The sequence below is a fragment of the uncultured Sphingomonas sp. genome, assembly GCF_964021865.1.
Taxonomy (GTDB): Bacteria; Pseudomonadota; Alphaproteobacteria; order Sphingomonadales; family Sphingomonadaceae; genus Sphingomonas.
Map to the genome: position 1 here is coordinate 88,157 of NZ_CAXIAM010000002.1, position 17,649 is coordinate 105,805.

General features: G+C 64.0%; 15 protein-coding genes. 6 read left to right on the plus strand and 9 right to left on the minus strand.

The window, feature by feature from the left end; translation table 11 throughout:
- The first annotated feature begins 3 nt into the window (after positions 1-3).
- The gene (locus AADI75_RS01130; protein WP_341207221.1) at positions 4-840 is read left to right on the plus strand and encodes a TIM barrel protein; all 837 of its coding nucleotides are present in this window, start codon (positions 4-6) and stop codon (positions 838-840) included.
- A 94-nt stretch (positions 841-934) separates the two neighbouring features.
- On the plus strand, positions 935-3,232 hold the full coding sequence (locus AADI75_RS01135) for an EAL domain-containing protein (protein ID WP_341207222.1): 2,298 nt from the start codon (positions 935-937) through the stop codon (positions 3,230-3,232).
- 4 nt (positions 3,233-3,236) lie between these two features.
- On the opposite strand, the gene AADI75_RS01140 is transcribed toward AADI75_RS01135, so the two are convergent.
- The 4 genes from AADI75_RS01140 to AADI75_RS01155 form a co-directional block, all read right to left on the minus strand.
- Positions 3,237-3,740 carry a cupin domain-containing protein gene (locus AADI75_RS01140; protein ID WP_341207223.1) on the minus strand — a complete coding sequence of 168 codons (504 nt, stop codon included), beginning with the start codon at positions 3,738-3,740 and terminating at the stop codon, positions 3,237-3,239.
- Positions 3,741-3,836: 96 nt separating this feature from the next.
- The gene (locus AADI75_RS01145; protein WP_341207224.1) at positions 3,837-4,697 is read right to left on the minus strand and encodes a 3'-5' exonuclease; all 861 of its coding nucleotides are present in this window, start codon (positions 4,695-4,697) and stop codon (positions 3,837-3,839) included.
- The gene (locus AADI75_RS01150) at positions 4,694-5,281 is read right to left on the minus strand and encodes an alpha-ketoglutarate-dependent dioxygenase AlkB (protein WP_341207225.1); all 588 of its coding nucleotides are present in this window, start codon (positions 5,279-5,281) and stop codon (positions 4,694-4,696) included. The genes AADI75_RS01145 and AADI75_RS01150 overlap by 4 nt, the downstream gene beginning before the upstream one ends.
- A 99-nt stretch (positions 5,282-5,380) precedes the next feature.
- Positions 5,381-5,701 carry a hypothetical protein gene (locus AADI75_RS01155; protein ID WP_341207238.1) on the minus strand — a complete coding sequence of 107 codons (321 nt, stop codon included), beginning with the start codon at positions 5,699-5,701 and terminating at the stop codon, positions 5,381-5,383.
- Positions 5,702-5,859: 158 nt separating this feature from the next.
- On the opposite strand from AADI75_RS01155, the gene AADI75_RS01160 reads away from it, so the two are divergent.
- A complete protein-coding gene (locus tag AADI75_RS01160) occupies positions 5,860-6,525 on the plus strand; it encodes an HAD family hydrolase (RefSeq protein ID WP_341207226.1) in 666 nt (221 codons plus the stop codon).
- Between the two features lie 12 nt (positions 6,526-6,537).
- Here the strand turns inward: AADI75_RS01160 and AADI75_RS01165 are convergent, their stop codons facing one another.
- Positions 6,538-7,599 (minus strand): spore photoproduct lyase family protein, encoded by a 1,062-nt coding sequence (locus AADI75_RS01165; protein WP_341207227.1) that lies wholly within the window; start codon positions 7,597-7,599, stop codon positions 6,538-6,540.
- A 293-nt stretch (positions 7,600-7,892) separates the two neighbouring features.
- Between AADI75_RS01165 and AADI75_RS01170 the strand changes: the two genes are divergently transcribed.
- Positions 7,893-8,747 carry a manganese catalase family protein gene (locus tag AADI75_RS01170; protein ID WP_341207228.1) on the plus strand — a complete coding sequence of 285 codons (855 nt, stop codon included), beginning with the start codon at positions 7,893-7,895 and terminating at the stop codon, positions 8,745-8,747.
- A 67-nt stretch (positions 8,748-8,814) separates the two neighbouring features.
- Positions 8,815-9,666, plus strand: a complete 852-nt coding sequence (locus tag AADI75_RS01175; protein ID WP_341207229.1) for an MBL fold metallo-hydrolase — start codon at positions 8,815-8,817, stop codon at positions 9,664-9,666.
- Positions 9,667-9,693: 27 nt separating this feature from the next.
- On the opposite strand, the gene AADI75_RS01180 is transcribed toward AADI75_RS01175, so the two are convergent.
- From AADI75_RS01180 to AADI75_RS01190, 3 genes are all read right to left on the minus strand, one after another.
- On the minus strand, positions 9,694-10,692 hold the full coding sequence (locus tag AADI75_RS01180; protein ID WP_341207230.1) for a glycerophosphodiester phosphodiesterase family protein: 999 nt from the start codon (positions 10,690-10,692) through the stop codon (positions 9,694-9,696).
- Between the two features lie 27 nt (positions 10,693-10,719).
- Complete coding sequence (locus AADI75_RS01185; RefSeq protein WP_341207231.1) at positions 10,720-13,230, minus strand: TonB-dependent receptor; 2,511 nt, start codon at positions 13,228-13,230, stop codon at positions 10,720-10,722.
- Between the two features lie 72 nt (positions 13,231-13,302).
- The gene (locus AADI75_RS01190) at positions 13,303-14,388 is read right to left on the minus strand and encodes an ROK family protein (protein WP_341207232.1); all 1,086 of its coding nucleotides are present in this window, start codon (positions 14,386-14,388) and stop codon (positions 13,303-13,305) included.
- A 122-nt stretch (positions 14,389-14,510) separates the two neighbouring features.
- Between AADI75_RS01190 and AADI75_RS01195 the strand changes: the two genes are divergently transcribed.
- Positions 14,511-15,788, plus strand: a complete 1,278-nt coding sequence (locus AADI75_RS01195) for an MFS transporter (RefSeq protein ID WP_341207233.1) — start codon at positions 14,511-14,513, stop codon at positions 15,786-15,788.
- Between the two features lie 219 nt (positions 15,789-16,007).
- Here the strand turns inward: AADI75_RS01195 and AADI75_RS01200 are convergent.
- The coding region (locus AADI75_RS01200; protein WP_341207234.1) for an EAL domain-containing protein at positions 16,008-17,649 on the minus strand (1,642 nt) is incomplete at its 5' end.

A 17,649-nucleotide genomic window follows, 5' to 3' on the forward strand; every position in this document is an offset into this window, starting at 1 on the left:
ATGATGACCCGGCGCAACGTGCTCGCTTCTTCTCTCGCCCTTTCCGCTACCGCGGGCCTGGGCGCTGCTCCCACACGGGCCGGTCGCCTCAAGCAGTCGGTCAGCCGCTGGTGCTACCAGAACATTCCCCTCGACGACCTGTGCGCCGCGGCGGCACGCATGGGGTTGCAGGGCATCGACCTGTTGCAACCCGGCGAATATGAGACGCCGCGCCGGCATGGCCTGCGCTGCACGATGGGCTATGCCGCGGACATCATGACGATTCCTAACGGGCTCAACCGTCGCGAGAATCATGACGCGATCGAAAAAGCGTTTCGCGTCGGCATTCCGCAGGCCGCGAAGGCCGGGGTGCCGAACGTCATCGCTTTCTCCGGCAATCGCCGTGGCATGTCGGACGAGGAAGGCGCCGCGAACGCCGTCGCCGGGCTGAACCGCATCAAGCGGATCGCCGAGGACAACAATGTCACGATCTGCATCGAGCTGCTGAACAGCAAGGTCGACCACGCCGACTATATGGCCGACCACACCGCCTGGGGAGTGCGGGTCGCGCAGGAAGTCGCCTCCCCGCATGTCAAGTTGCTCTACGATATCTATCATATGCAGATCATGGAGGGCGACCTGATCGCGACGATCAGAAAGAACATCCAGTGGATCGGTCACCTCCATACCGGCGGGGTGCCGGGGCGGCACAACCTCGACGATACGCAAGAGGTGAACTGGCAAGCAGTCGCGCGCAGTGTCGCCGACCTCAACTTCCAGGGTTACTTCGCGCACGAATTCGTCCCCGTCGGCGATCCGCTGACCGCGTTGGCGCAGGCTGTGAAGACCTGCACCGTCTAGCCTTCGATTGCCCGCGTGCCCTTTCTGGCCCCGTACGTCGTTAACACTTTGTTGACGACTTTCCCCCATGAGAAAAGCGGGGGGATACAAGGTCGTGCGCAGCGTTGGGGAACATACGGGCGCGCAGGCGCGCAGGCGGTTCGTTGCCGCCGTCGCCGCACCTGTGGTCATGCTGGCGCTCGGCCTGACGGCGACTGTCTTTTACGCACTGAACGCCGCGGCGAACCAGGCCGATCGGGTGTCGCTCGTGCGGCAAGGCCAGGCAGCGCGGCTGGCGGTGGATGACGTCGTCGACGAGCTTGCGCAAAGCCAGAACGGCGTTGCGGTATGGAGCCCCTTGCTTCGCGAACTCTACAAGCCGCAACCGAACTGGGACTGGGTCGACGTCAATGCAGGTACATGGCTGAACTTCGTGTTCGCGCATGATGCCGACGTCATTCTGTCCCCTCGCGATGCACCCGTCTACATGATGCGAGACGGGGTGCGTGTGGCTGCGCCCGCGCAGGACGCGATCGTCTACACACGCGTTGCTGCGCCATTGATCGACGCGGTTCGCGAGCGGAAGCGTCCGGCACCCGGCCGCCACGATCGTCTACCAGGTCAGCCGCTTGCCGACGATGCGAGCGTGCGCACCTCGCCGGCGGCAGTTCATGCGACCAGTGTCATGCGGATCGGCAACCGCCCCGCAGCTCTAAGCGTCATGCGGATCGTCTCGGACGGCAGTGACGGGCCCGCTCCGCCGGGGCCAGCGCCGCTGCTGCTGAGCGTCCGCTATCTCGATCGTTCGTTCGTGCAACGGCTCGTTTCGGTCCATCTGCTGGCCGGAGCACGCGCCACCACCGGCGTACCGCGGGAAGGCGAAGCGAGCGTGCCGCTGACCAGCCGTAACGGCCAGCGGATCGGCACGCTGGCCTGGCAACCGGATCGGCCGGGCGAAGCGGTGTGGAAGGCGATGGTGCCGACAGCCGGTGCGGTTCTCGCCGGTCTGCTGGCGACGGTCGCGGCGCTTCTCGTCGGGGTCGGGCGCCTGATGCGCCGGGATGCCGTCTCGCTCGACCAGCTTAAGCTCGCGCATCTCGAATTGCAGGCCAAGGAGGCGCAGGCGCACCGTCTAGCCTATCACGACACGCTGACCGGATTGGCCAACCGCGCGCGGCTGATCACCGCGCTGGATGACCTGCTCGGCAGCGGGGGTGCGGCCGGTGTGAACGCGATGCTGCTCATCGACCTTGATCGCTTCAAACAGGTCAACGATACACTCGGCCATCTCGGTGGCGACCATCTGATCCGCCAGGTGGCCGTTCGGCTGGACGCACTGGTCGTGCCCGGCGACCTGGTCGCGCGGCTGGGTGGCGACGAGTTCGCGGTGCTGCTGACGGACCGCGCCGACGAAGCCGCGATCGAAGCCGTCGCGAACGCGATGGTTTGCGCGCTGCGCGAGCCGTTCGTGGTGCTGGGCGCGAACGTCCATATCGGTGCGAGCATCGGCATCACCTGTTTCCGCGACGCGCACGGCGATCGTACCGAGTTGCTGCGCACCGCCGACATCGCCATGTATCGCGCGAAGGCCGAGGGGCGGAATCGCTATCGCTTCTTTGCCGCCGCGATGGACGAGAGCGTCAAGCTGCGGCGCGAGATCGAGGAAGACCTGCGGATGGCGATCACCCGCGAGGGCGAGTTGTGCGTCCATTATCAACCACAAATGGACGGCACCGGCACGCACGTGATCGGGGTGGAGGCGTTGCTGCGCTGGCAGCATCCGCGCCGCGGCTGGCTTGCCCCCGCCGCCTTCGTCAGCGTGGCGGAGGAAAGCGGGTTGATCGGCGCGCTGACCCGCCGTGTGCTGCGTGATGCGTGCGGTGTAGCGATGACATGGCCCGGGCTGTCGGTGGCGGTGAACATCTCACCGGTACAGTTCCGCTCGCGCACACTGGCGGCCGAGCTGATCGCCATCATTCGCGAAACCGGCGCACGCGCGCAGCAGATCGAGCTGGAAGTGACCGAAAGCGTCCTGCTCGACAACGACGAGGTGGTGCGCGCGACCTTGACGGCGCTGCGCCGCGCCGGCTTCCGGATCGCGCTCGACGACTTCGGCACCGGCTATTCGAGCCTGAGCTACCTGAGCAAGTTCGAAGTCGACAAGATCAAGATCGATCGCAGCTTCATCCAACGACTGGGCGAAGCCGAGGATGCGGCGGCGATCATCCACGCGGTCGTCCGGTTGGGTCATGCAATGGGGTTGCTGGTCACCGCCGAGGGGGTCGAGACGGGCATGCAGCGCACCTTCCTCGAAAATGCAGGCTGCAACGAGCTGCAAGGCTTCCTGTTTTCGGAAGCGGTGCCGGTCGCCGGGCTGGCGCGGTTGCTCGGACGATTGGAGAAGGCCGCCTAGCCGGTCAGCGGACAGGCAGCTTCGTGCCGAGCAGGACGAGCCGTTCGCCGGTAATGCCGAACCAATGCGGCACCCCGGCCGGAATGAGGAGCACGTCGCCCTTTCGCAGCGCCCGCGTCGCTCCGCCCTCGATGCGCTCGCCTTCCACCAATCCTCCGCGACGCGTCGCCGGCGCGATCAGTGTGCCACCCGACACCAGTGTGCCGGTACCTTCGAGCACCACCGCATACTCGGCCTCCGCGGGGTGAACCGCTGGTCGACCGGGCTTCTTCCAGATCTCGACTGCGACCGTATGCGACGGATCCTCGACCAGTGGGCGCCATGCGAAGCCCTGCCCCGGCTTCATCTCCGCAAGCATCGCGGCGACCTGCGCCTGCACCTCCTTCGCACTGGCGAAGTCGCGATGATCAAATGACGGCGCGGTTTGTGCCGCGGCGTGGGTTACCGCCGCCGCTGCGACGAACATGACTGCCGTTGCGAGCGCTTCTCTCACGTTGATCATCCGCATCGTGAACCTGCCTGACTGAAAGAAGCGCATCGTCGCAGCCGGCCCTGACGATCGCAACACAGATCTTTGTGATTCCTCGATTTTTCGTCATTGCTTTCATCGAACGGTCAGATCGAGCCGGCGACGAAGCTCGTGCTCGGTCACGATCTCGATTGAAGTACCGCCTTTGCGCAATTCCTCGGCACGGCGATACTCAGCGTGCGCCGTGACGAAGCGGCCGAACGGCTGCGCATCGCTGAGGACCAGCTTGGTGGTGGTGGTGCCGACCGCCGCCATGATCCGCGCACCGGCCGCCGCCAAGGTCCGTGCGAGTTCGCCATCGCGCGCTGCGCCGAGGATCACCACGCGCTCGCCCTTCAGCGGCCCGCTTGCCGCAGGCTTCGGCCCGGTCGCCTGACGCCCCTTTGCAAATGCCAGCCATCCTCCGAGCCCGATCCCGGTGTGCTCGATCGCGCGGACGATCACCATCCCGGCGGCGCGCGCGTCGCTGAGCGCGTCATGATGCTTGTGCCGGACGCCCAGAAACTTCGTTAGCACGTTCAACCGGTGGCTGGGCAATTCGGGCCACGCGCGCTTGGCGACCCTGACACTATCGAGCCAAGTCGTCTCGATCGGCGCGCGCCCGTGGGTGGCGCAGGCCGCGCTCAACGCACCCTTGTCGAAGAAGGAGTGCGCGACGGTGATCCGGCCGGACAAATGCCCGTCGACTGCGGCATGCACATCGCCGAACGTAGGCGCGCCGAACACATGGTCGCACGTCAGGCCGTGAACGCGGGTGTTGAACGGCGAGAAGTCGTCGAGCGGATCGACCAACGTCTCATACTCGAAAATCTCGACTCCTTCCTTGAAGCCGACGATACCGACCTGACAGATGCTGCTGACGCGCGAACAAGCGGTTTCGACGTCGATGACGACGAAATCGGGACGCAGCGGCACGCCAGCGGTCTCGACCGTCACGCCTGGTTCGCGAGGCTGCGAAAGGTGATCGACCAGCGCGGCCGCACCATCTCGACGATGCTATGTTCCCAGTCATGACGCGCAGGCCCGCTCATGTGATAGGCACTGCGCGGCGTGAGCGGGATCGATGCCCGATCGAACCCGCCCGTGCGCCGCCGGCGAAATCGCATCACAGCTGGCTCGCCCAGCGAGAGGCCGAGGACGTGCCCGTAGATGGGTCGGTCGCGGTGCCAGCCGATACCCGCCCCCGGGTCGTAGCGGATCAGCAGCACCTGGATCAGAGCATCGGGATCGAGACCCGCAAAGATCGCGGCCCGGTCGCGAAACGGGCGGAGCCAATCCGGCAGCGGTGGCGCCTCGGCCGGTCGCCCGACGGTGAAATCATAGTCCCAGCCGAAGGACGTGGTCAGACGCTTGCCGGTCCAACCTTGAAAACGAAAGGGCGTCAGGCCGGTCGCGTCGATGCGGTCGATCAGCATTCGTTCTTCGTCGGCATCGATCAGGTCGTCGCGGGTGACAAGCCCCGGCAGCACGGGTGCGTCGAACAGGTCAACCATCCCGCCGCCTTGCAGAAGATCGGCCATATCTCGCGTGCGTCGACAGGGTCATCGGTGCCTCTATACGACCGCAGGAACAGAATGAAAACACGCGATCCGCTTGCAACGCCGGTCCGGCGACGCGGACTAATTGCCTTCCGCGTCCACCGTCATCACCACCGGTCGCCCGCGCGAGGTCGGCTCCCACCCCGCCGACAGCGCGGCGCGGACGCAGCGCGTGATCGTAGCGTCGTCGAGCTGCAGTCGCCCGCGCGGTAAGCCCTTCAGCAGGCGCTTTGGCGGCGGAAACTCGAGCATCACCTCGCGCTTGGCATTGCGTTGCAGCAGGGCAATCGTCATGCCTTTCCAGCCCTCGTCATCCGACAGATGCGGTTCACGCTGGAGACGCCAATCGTACGTGGCGCCATCGACGTCGACGGTACCGCCAGTGCTAAGAGATTTCGACATGCCTGATTTGATAGCATGATCGGTGCCCCATGGCACAGACACGCGCGCCACCTTTCCTGCCTTGCCCCCTGGAGCGATAGCTCGCACGACGATCGTCGATCCTCACGCTCCCGTTACACGACCCGGTGCGTTGACGGTTTTAACGGGAGCGATAGTGAATGAAGATCAAGGCAGTTTTGTTCGACATCGACGGAACGCTGGTCGACAGCAACGACGAACATGTCGCCGCTTGGCAAACGGTGTTCCGGGACGCCGGCGCACACTTTACCGACCAGCAGCTTCACGATCAGATCGGCAAGGGCACCGACATGCTCGTGCCGACGCTTCTTCCCGATGCCGATCCCGCTCAGGTCGAGAAAATGGGCACGCTGCACGGCGAAATTTTCAAGACGCGCTATCTCGAAGGGATTACGCCATTCCGAGAGGCGCGCGCACTGATCGAGAAGGTTGCTGAAAGCGGACGGCAAGTCGTGCTCGCGTCATCGGCATCGGCAAGCGAGCGCGACCATTATCTCGACTTGCTGAATATCCGCGCGTTCGTAGCGCTATCGACGACCTCCGACGACGTCGAGAAGACCAAGCCCGCGCCCGACATCTTCTCGGTCGCATTGCGCAGGCTGGCCCCGCTGACCGCCAACGACGTACTTGTGGTCGGCGACACGCCGTATGACGTCGAGGCGGCGGTCAAATGCGGGATCGGCGCGGTCGCGGTCCGATCCGGCAAGTTCGGCGACGACGCTCTGAGCGGCGCCGGGGCGCTCGCAATCTACGACGATGTCGCCGCGTTGTTGCACGATTTCGAACACTCCCCGCTCAACCGATGACGCCACCGGCGCTCAGGTGAAGTACAGGATGCGCGCGGTTGGCAGCAGCGCGGCGATCCGCTCCTCGAAGAAGTTGCGCAACGCGCGCATCGTTGCGACGTCATAGACCTCCTTCTCGGTGCCGAACTTCGTTCGCTTGGTGACGCGGTTGACGGGGCTCATGTCCAGCGATGAGCCAGGATACCAGCTCTGCAGAACCGCCTTCGATCCCGGATTGAAGCGGTGCGTGATGAGTTCGACCGTCAAATCGTCGCTCACATCGCCGAGCGTAGTCGCCGCCTGTGCCAGCAGGCTCCCGTAAGCGGCCTGCCATCCCTCGACAGCGATAATGGGGGCAATCGTCAGGCCCACCGGATAGCCCGCAAGTGCCATCTCACGGAGCGCCAGTAGCCGCTTTTCGACTGGCGCGGTACCGCCCTCGAAGCGCGCGAACATCGCCGGGTTGATCGACGCGCGCATTCGGGTGCGCCGCTGATGATCGATGTCGAGCAACGGAGCGATATTCGCGAACTTGCTAGTGAAACGAAGCTGCACCGACGCATCCCAGCGACCAAACCATTCGATCGTCGCAGACAGCGAACCGGTGATCGGCTCCAGTGCAAGCGGATCGGTGTAACAAGACGCCTCGAACGTCGTCCCTTCATGCGCGCGATGCCGGCTATGGGAGGTGACCGTGCCCTGCCCTTCGTAGGCTGGAACGCCGGAGAGGATTTCGTCAAGGTTGGCGTAGGTGCGCGTGATCGGCGGGCCCTTCAGCGAACCGGCTAAATAACAGTAGCTGCAATGCGCCGGGCAGCCTTGCGCAAGATCGATGCGCCAGTCGGCACTGGGGGCGATGGGCTGAAGCCGGCGCTTTGAGGGCGGCGCGACGACGACTGCAAGCGTCGACTTGGCATCGGCATAAGCCCGGCGCGGATCGCTGGGCAAATCGAGCGACAGGCGGTCACCGGCGAGCTGAACAGTGTCGACGCCAAGTGCTTCGGCCCGTGCGACGATCGCGCGCCCGTGCGGGAACGTCAGCGCCGATCTCGTCACCAGAAGGCGCCGCGGCAGCCAGATAGAACGATCAGCCATAGGTTTGTGCGCTTGGGTCGACATGGCTGGCCAACGAGCGAGACGGCATGAACGACCCGCCTCGCGTCAACATCGATGGATCACCAGACTAGCCAACAATCGATGTATCTATCAGACATCAACGACATCCATCAACAACTCTCCATATAGTATAAGATTACGCAGTGAATGTAGCACGCGAACATGGCAGAATTGAGCCAGATCATACATTTTTCAGCCATCAGTAAGAACACTTCGTGCCGCGTCATCTGTTCGAGGTTGGTCAATCCATCTCTCCAACAGAAGGTTGATCTATGTATTATCATGACAAGCGACTGCAATATCCGGTTGTGGTCGACACCCCCAATCCAAAGTTCGCGCGGATGCTGCAGCAGGCGATCGGCGGCGTGGAAGGTGAAATTCGCGTATGCATGCAATATTTCTTCCAGGCGTGGGGCAACCGTGCGCCGACGCCGAAATACCGCGACATGCTGCTGCATACGGCGACTGAGGAGCTCGGACATATCGAAATGCTGGCAACCGCCGTTGCACTAAACCTCGAAACCGCGCCGTCATCGGCGCAAGAAGAGGGCGCAGCCGACTCGATCGTCGGCGCTGTGATGGGTGGCGGCAGCGCCAAAGCCTCAATCGAAGGACTAATCCACAAGAACCTGCTGTCGGGCGGCCTTGCGGCGATGCCGATGGATTCTGATGGCGTGCCGTTCAACATGAGCCACATTTACGCCAGCGGCAATGTGGCCGCGGATATGTATTGCAATGTCGCCGCGGAGAGCACCGGCCGTGTGTTGGCGGTACGATTGTTCAATGCAACCGACGACGACGGCATGAAGAAGATGCTGCACTACATGATCGCACGCGACACGATGCATCAGCAGCAGTGGCTGGCCGTGCTCGAAGAACTCGGCGGGCCTTCGGCCAACCTTCCGATCCCCAATTCCTTTCCGCAGCATTTGGAGGATCAGGAGAACAACTACAATTTCTACGCCACCGCCGCGGACGGCACGGTGCCGGAAGGTCGGTGGACGAGCGGTCCGTCGATCGACGGTCGTGGCGAATTTACGATCTTCCCAAATCGTCCGCTCGGCGAGGAGCCGATCCTCGGACCGGCACGTCCGGATAGTGCAGCGCAGGATAAGCAGATGGGCTGAACGCGCAATCGGCGGGACCGTACATGCGACGATCCCGCCGTTCGGCGTTCAAAGAGGAGGAAGGATCGTGAAGATCCACCATTTGAATTGCGGCACCGACTGCCCGATCGGCGGAGCCTTGTTCGATGGCCGTAGCCTGGGGCCGCTCGGCCGCATCGTTTGCCATTGCCTGTTGATCGAGACGCCCGCGCACGGACTGGTACTGGTCGATACCGGATACGGGCTGCGCGATGTCGCGCATCCGCACGAGCATCCGCAGCCACGCATAACGCGGCCGTGGCGGATGATGCTTAACATCAGGCTGCATGAGCGCGATACCGCGATCCGCCAGGTAGAGGCCCTCGGTTATAGGGCGAGCGACGTACGGCACATTGTCGCGACCCATCTCGACTTCGACCATGCGGGCGGGCTCGAGGATTTTCCGCAGGCCACGGTGCACGTCATGCAGCGCGAGTATGATGACGCAACCGGGCCGCGCGAAGGGTTCGTTGCGCGCAACCGCTGGCGCACGCGCCAACTAAACGATGTTATGCGATGGCGCCATTATGGCGCGTTAGGTGAACCGTGGTTCGGCTTCGATGCGGTGCGCGATCTCGACGGGCTGCCGCCCGACATCCTGCTTTTGCCGTTACCGGGACACACATGGGGCCACGCCGGCGTAGCGGTGCGGCGCGGAGGTGGCTGGCTGCTCCACGCGGGCGACGCGTATTTCTATCGCGGCGAAATGCGCGGTGCGCGTCGTCGCTGCACGCCGGGTTTGCGCGCCTATCAACGTCTGATGGAGGTCGATGCCACCAGTCGGTTGAACAATCAGGCACGATTGCGGCAATTGTCGGTCGAACGGCGCGACGAGATTACCGTCACCTGCACGCACGATCCGGTCGAGCTGGAGCACTGCCAGAGCGGTTGCCCGCTCTAGGCGCCTAAGCTGCTAGGCCCTACTTACCTATTTGCCGCTCCGCCCTCGCTCGCTACGGTAAAGTACTAGTGCTTCCACGGCGTCGGTCTGGAACAATCGCGTCCCCATGTCGGCCAGACGCCCCCATACCGCCTTGGGATCGCGGCGCGCCTCCGGATCACCGCCCATGCCGGTCACGAAACCCGTGAACAACGTGTTGATCCAGACCGGCACGCCTTGCGCCTGCGCCCGCGCCAACACCGCCGGCAGTTCCGAGAGCGGCAAGACCGGAAGTTCGATGGCCAGCGGCTTGATCGCGCCCACGGACTGCCGATCGATGATGATCGGCACGTCCGACGCCTCCGGCATGGCGGCGAGCGGGATCGCGACGAACGGCACCTGATCATAGGGGGCGATCGCGGCCAGCGGCACCGATGCGCGTCCGGCGAAGGTCTTGACGATCACCCGATTCTGCGCACCTGCACGGCGGACCGCGTCGACCACCTCGCCATAGATCGCATCCTTAACGTCGAGATTGAGAACGATCCGGTCCTTTGCCAGCGCGAGAAGTTCATCGAGCGTCAGGACGGCTTGATCGGTCAGGACCGCGTCCGCCCCACCCTCATCCTGACGCAGCCGCAACGCTTTTAGCTGCGCGAGCGTCAGGTCGGCGACCTTACCGGTGCCGTTGGTGGTCCGATCGACGCTGTCGTCGTGCATGATGACGAGGTGGCCGTCGCGGCTGCGGCGCACATCGGTTTCCATGACGTCTGCGCCCAATACCGCGCACTGAGCCAGCGCGGCAGCGGAGTTTTCGGGCGTGGGGCCAAGCCCGCGCACTGGCGCGCGCTCATGACAGCCGCGATGCGCGATGACGATCAGCCCGCCGTGCGGGTCCCGAATGCGGCGAAGCGTGTCGGCGGGTGCGGCCTGCGCAGCGCTACAAACAAGGCATGCCGTGGCGGCAAGAAGAATACGGGGGTTCATGGGCAAGGTCCGACTGTCGTGGAAAAGGGGCGGGACAGTCGCGTCGAACCGTCCCGCCATCGATGCGTCGCTGCGATCAGCGACGGCTCACCATTTGCGGCTGACGATCAGGCGGACGTTGCGTCCGAACAGCGGGCGGCCGAAGATTGCGGTCGGCACCCCCTGCCCGAACCGGTCGCCGGCGGTGTTTCCTTCCGTAAAGCCGTGCGCGTTGGTGATGTTGTCGCCGACCACCTGGAACTGCCACGCGCCGGTCGTCACCGTCCCGCCTAGGCCGAAGGACCCGTATGCCGGCAGCGCGGTGGAATTGAAGAAGTCGGTGTAGCGCCGCCCGACATAATCATAACGGCCGTAGATGCTGACCTGCGCTGCTCCGACGTTGAAGTCGGCGGTGGGGCGGATATTGAGGAATAGCTTGGGCTCGCGGATGATCTGCTTGCCGTTGGCACGGCTGCCGTCCAGCCCGGTATTGCTGCTAAAGTTCAGGTAACGCGGCTTCTGGAACGTCGCGGAGCCGGCCACCGAGAACGGCCCAGGCAGGCGCAGACGGCCATCGGCCTCCATGCCCTTCGTCTCGGCAGTGCCGATGAAGTTGGTGGTCACGTCGGCACGGCCGGTCACCGGGTTGAAGCCGGCGAAGCTGGCATTGAGCGGGTCGAACTTGGTGTAGAAACCAGTGATATAGAGGTACGAGCCGCCCGCGGCGAACTTGGCGCCGGCCTCATACAATTTGGCCTTGGTCGCTACCACCGCAGGCGTGGGATAGGAGAAGGCAATGGTGGTGTTGGCGGGCACCTCGAGCTGCGACGCGCGCAGGTACACGCCGGCTTGCCCGGTGACGTCATAATTGGCGCCGATCGTCCAGTTGGTCGCGGTCTGCTTCAGCTTCAGCGTGCTGGTCGCGCCGGTAAAGCCGCGCGTCGCATTGTCCGCCAATGTCGTCTGGTCGCCAAGGTTGTAGGCCGCGGTCGGCCGACCATATCCGCTATAGCTGTACCATTCGTGGCGAAATCCGCCGTCGAGCCGCAGCCGATCGGTAATGTCCCAGCTATCGGTGCCGTACAGCGACAGCACCTGTCCGTCGACACTGCCCGCATTGAGCGAGGCGGCATCGTTGAGCGAGCCATTGTCGGTCACGTACCCCAGCACCGCACCGCTCGACGAATAAGCCGCAAGGTCCAGCACTGCCGGGCGCGAACGCACCTGGATCAGATAGTTCTGATAGGCGGTGAACATCGTCTGGCCCCACAGCGAGCCATAGACGCCGACCCGCACGTCATGTGTACCGAGTGCGCCCTCGAACTTGCGCGTCACCGACAGGTCGCCTTGAACCGCGTGGAAGTCGGTCGAGATCGAGCGATATTGCGCCTGCATCACCAGCCCGGAAGCGGCGGCCGGATCATAGGCGGTCTGCCCGCCGGTGCCCGCGATGCTGTAGCCGAGCCGCGTCACCCCGCTGCCGAAGGCGGTGGCCGCGGCGGCACGATAATTGTTGGCAAAGGTCGTCGCGTCGACCGGGTTGGAGGTAGAATAGAAGGCGTCGAAATCCACCTTGCCGGCGGTCACGCCGCCCTTCGCCGCGACGTGCCACTCGCCGAAATCGCCCTCGTAATCGAGTGCGACGTTGCCAAAGCGCATATGGCGTCCGTTGGCCAGATCGCCTTGCCGGTTCTGGATCACCCCCGCGCCATCACGATATTTGATATTCACCGATCGCAGTGCCGGCGTGTTCAGCGTCCCGGTGAAATAGTCGATGTAGCGGTTGAGGCTCACCGATGGATCGCGCGGATCGTTGGTCGGGATCGACAGATAGAACAGGTTGTGGTCGTCGGTATATTGCCCCGACAGCTTAACCCATCCGTTGTCGAAATCATGCTTGATATTGGCGCGGATTTGCCCGCCCTTGTCGCTGGGAAAGCCGCTATCACGATAACCATCGTGATAGCGAAGAAATCCGCCGACCGCATAATAGGTATCCTTGCTCAGCGGCCCCGCCTGATAGGCGTCGAGCCGGTAATAGCCGGTATCGCCGATCGTCGCCTGCACCTTGCCGCGCGTGGTGGCGGTGCCGGTGACGGTGATTACGTTGGCGATCGCGGCGGCAGTGCTGGCGTAGATCGGCGCTGGGCCGCCACGCACCACCTCGATCCGGTCGGTCATCAGGTCGAGCCGGTTCATGCCGTCGCCCTGGTTGAAGAACCAGCCGTCCAGTTCCTGGAACAGCGGCAGCCCGTCCTGCTGATAATAGAGGAAGCCGCGGTCGGTTGGGATGCCGCGCACCCGGGTGATGTTCTGCACCTCGCCGCCGGTCGCCTCGGCGTGAATACCCGGCAACGTGCCGATCAAGTCGGTCGTGCTCTTGGGTGCGAGCTTCTGAATGTCGGCCTGCGACAGTGAATTGACGGCATAGGACACGTCGAAGCGACGCTGCTGGCGTGCCGATCCGGTGACGATAATGTCGGTGGGCACGGCGTCTTCTGCTACGGTGTCGGGTGCCGCCGTCGTTGCGGCCGGTGCAGCCTGCGTCTGTGCCATCGCCGGCGCTGCGATCATCGGCACGCTGCATATCGCCGCGCTCATCAACAATTTGGTGTTCATATGTGCCCCCTGGTCATCCGATGACGGGGCCCATGATCTCGATTGATGACAGCTTTATTTTCTTACATGAAATTAAATGGCTGATGCGTGTGAAGTGACCGCGTGGATCGGAATCATGGCCGCGCCAAGCACCACTGCGCGACTGCCGATGGCGGAGGCACGAATTGCAGGTAGCGTCGAGCGATACCCGTCGTTGCGCTCTTGCAGTATATCGCTGAGCCCGCCGGCGATTTGCCGGATAACCGGCAGCGGCAGCGCGCCCGAGATGATCACCGCGCCCGGATCGAGCCACGCGATGCCGCTCATCACCGCTAGGTGCAGTTGTTCGACCACCCGCGCGATCCAGGTGGCGATCAGCGGCCGCTGCGTGCCGAGCAGCGCCTCGATCTCGGCAAGCGAGTCGATCGCGACGCCAGCCTCCCTCAAAACACGGATCAGATCGATGCCAGACGGTCGCTCGCGCTGGGCGGGGAAAAGCCGCCCGACCTCGCCCGAATTGCCGTGCTCGCCCAAGAATAGGTCGCGCTCCGCGATCAGTCCGCCGCCGATGCCATGCCCCAGAAACAACGTCAGCACCGAGCGGTAGCGACCGATTACCCCATCCTGATAATATTCTGCGAGCGCCGCGGCGCTGGCGTCGTTTTCGGTCCAGACCGGCATGCCGAGCACGTCGCCGATCACCTCGGCCAAGGGCACGCTGTTCCAGCCTGCGATCCGGTCGACGACGATGCGGCGGCTGCGGTCGCCCGGCAGCGCATAACCGGGCACCGCGACCCCCATGCCTAGGAACTTGCCCTGCATGAAGCCCTGCGCCGCCGCCAGCACCTGCAATCGCTGTTCGACAGCCTGCGCGAAAATGCGCGGATCGGCGCTGTCGAACGGTGTCGCATCATGGACGAGCGGCGTTCCGCCAAAATCGACGATCACCAGTTCGAGCCAGCCGGGATGCGGCGTCGCGCCGATCGCCCAACCGCCGCGCCCTGATACGCTCAGCGGCACCGTCGGCCGACCGCGCGCCACTGCCTCGTTCGCATCTCGCTCTTCGATCAGGTCGAGCGCAAGCAACGACTGGGTCAGTCGGGTCATCGTCGCCCCGTTCATGCCCAGCAATTCGGCCAGCCGGGTGCGCGACGCCGCACCTTCGATCCGTAACTGCATCAGCAGGCGCCGCTGTGGTTCGTTCAACAGGATTTGGGGCCGGTGCGTGCGCGACATGAAGGCGCAATATATTTCCGCTGCGTCAAATAAATGAAAGTGACCCTGGCTAAGCTCGTCCGACCATGATCTCCCTTCACTCGTCAGGCTCTGTCCCTCGCTCCGCGTCGCTGGCGGTGCAATGCGCCTATAGCGCCGGTAATCTCGGCAAGAGCGTGGTATGGAACAGCTTCGAAAGCATCATGCTGTTCTTCCTGGTATCGATGGCCGGGTTCGACGCTGTAACAGCCGGTCTGATCCTCGCCGCCACATTGTTGTGGGATGCCGCCTTCGACATGATCGTCGCACGCTGGAGCGACCGGCGTGGCAACGCGCAAGAATTGGCAAGGCTCATCATCGTCGGCGCACCGCTCTGCGGCATCGGCTTTTGGCTGATCTTCATCCTACATGCTCCTTGGGCGATCGCAGCAGCGATCATCGTCTGCCGGATCGGCTATTCGTTGTGCGACGTGGGTCACAACACCCTGTTGCTCCGTGTCGCGCGTGCGCCTGGGGACGCGGCGCGGGTGTCGGGGCTTCGCCTGTTGTTCAGCGCATCGGGCGTGGCGCTACTGGCGTTGGTGTCGGGGTCGAGCCTGTCGCTCGCTGCGCTGGAGATGCAACGTCGGTCGTTGGCGGCGGGTGCGCTGGCGGGAGGGCTTCTCTACGTCGCGACGCTGTTGCTGGCGCTGTTCGCCACGCGCCGCCTTTCGGTGAGCGTGGACGCCCCGCCGCGGCGTGGATCGCCCCGCCCCTTTTCGGTCTTCTGGCGCAACCCGCCGTTCCGCTACCTGCTGCTGCTGATCGCGATCCAGGCGAGTTTCGTGCCGATTTTCCAGCGCGCCTTGCCGTTCTATGGGCAGGCGGTACGCGCCGATGCCGGCTGGGCGGGGCCTGCGCTGTTGACGCTCACCCTCGCTCAATCGCTTGCGCTGCCTTGCTGGATGGCGGTCGCGCGACGCTGGTCGTCCCGCGCGATCGCCATCATGGCGTACGCGCTGGCGATCATCGGCATGGCCGGCCTGACGATCGCATCGATCGGGACGGCAGGCACGATCATGATGATTCTCTTCGGTGCCGGACTGGCAGGGATGAACCTCGCGATCTGGGCATTGTTGACCGAGACAGTACATCGCGAGCTGACCGATGGGGCCGACGGGCAGGCCACACCGGTGGGGTTGTTCCTCGGAGTGCTGAAGAGCGCGGCGGCGCTCGGAAATCTGCTATGGGCCGGCGTCGTCGCGCTGGGATCGGGCAGCGCGAGCGGGAATGCCTCGTGGTCGCTGCTGCCGCTGAGCGCGACCTTGCTGCCGCTGCTCGGATGCTGTGCTGCGCTGTTGGTTCTGCTCCGCAACAGGACGTAACGACTTTACAAGGTCGCCCTAGTTGCCCGGACTTTCACGATCCATCCTAATCAACGAAACTTAGGGCACAGGGTGGCGAGCAATTGCTCGCCCCCGTAGCCACTCGGCCGGGCGCGACGGCCGCTGGAGAACTTAGTGCGCGGCGGGGGAGACGAGTTCGCGCCTGTGGGGCCCTACGACGACCCCGACACCTCACCTACTGACCGATAGTGCCTACGATCATTTCAGAGAGGCCGACACGGACGTCCGCGATCGCTCGACAATGGGGTCAGCTCGCCACGTCTGCGTGAGATCGAGAACGTCGTGGAACGCGGCCGCAGTGAGCGGTCGGCTGACGTGATAGCCCTGGATGGTGTCGCAGCCTTCCGCGACCGAGAAGGCGAGTTGCTCGCTCGTTTCGACCCCTTCAACGGTCGTCTTGATGCCGAGACAAGCACTCATCGTGATGATTGCTCGAATGATCGCCGCGCTTTCCGGATCATCGGGGATTTGACGTACGAAGGACTGATCGATCTTTATCTTGTCGAAAGGGAATTTCCGCAGGTAGCTCAGCGACGAATAGCCGGTACCGAAATCGTCCATGGAGATGCGCACTCCAGCCGCCTGAAGTTCGGCCAGTGTGGCAAGTGTGCCTCTCTCGTCATTGAGCAGCACGCCCTCCGTGATCTCCAACTCGAGTCGGCTTGGCTCCAGTCCTGACGCGTGGAGCGCGGACAGCACAACATCGCCCAGGGTCGGATCTCGGAATTGCGCCGGTGAAAGATTCACAGCAACGCCGATGTGCGGTGGCCAGCTTGCCGCTTCGGAGCAGGCTGTCCGCAACACCCAGTCGCCGAGCGGCAGGATCAGTCCGGTTTCCTCTGCCAATCCGATGAAGTCCATTGGCGGGACAAGCCCCCGCTCGGGATGGTTCCAGCGTACCAGGGCTTCGGCGGAGGTGATCGCGCCGCTTTTCGCATCTACCAGCGGCTGGTAATGCAACTGCAGCTCTCCGTGGCTGATCGCGTGCCGAAGACCGATCTCGAGGCGCCGCCGCTTCTGTGTCTCTTCATCGAAGCGCGGGTCGTAACGGCGCCAGATCGCGCGCCCGTCCGATTTCGCGGCGTAGAGCGCAAGATCGGCGTTCCGCAGCAGTTCGGCCGGGTCGTCGCCGTCTTGCGGCGCCCACGCGAAGCCGACGCTCGCACCGAGGTGAAGCGCCTGTCCCTGATAGGTGAACGGGCGGCCGCCGATCGTCTGTACGATACGCTCCGCCAAGATGGCCACCGAGTCTAGATGGTCTGCGGCGATCTGCAGAACAGCAAACTCGTCGCCGCCGAGCCGGGCAAGCACATCGCCGTCCCGCAAGGTTGCCTGAAGCCGCTCCGCCACCATCTGAAGGATCGCGTCACCTGCGGCATGACCAAGGGTATCGTTCACCGGCTTGAAGCGGTCGAGATCGAGCATGAGCACCGCAAAGGACTGATCGCGTTCGCGTCGCGAGGCGGCGTGCATCGAGAGAAGGTCGAAGAAGCGACCGCGATTGGCAACGCCGGTCAGCGAATCGCTGAATGCCAAGGTGCGCATGCGAGCCTCGGTTCGCAGCCGCTCGCGCTGGTCACGTACGGCGATGACCGTGTGAAGCTTGTGCCCGAGCGCGACTTGCGCACGCAGAATGCGGACTGGAATCGTGTCGCCGTTCGCGCTGGTGAGTTGCGCCTCACGCTCTTCCCGCTCGGGCATGCTGGCGAAGTCGACCCCGGGAAGCAATTGGCTCAAAAACGATCCGGGAAGCGTGGAGGGCGCATAGCCGGCAAGGCGCTCGATACTGTCAATCGGCGTCCAAAAGGAACCCCCTATCGGCGTGCAAAAGGGACCCCCT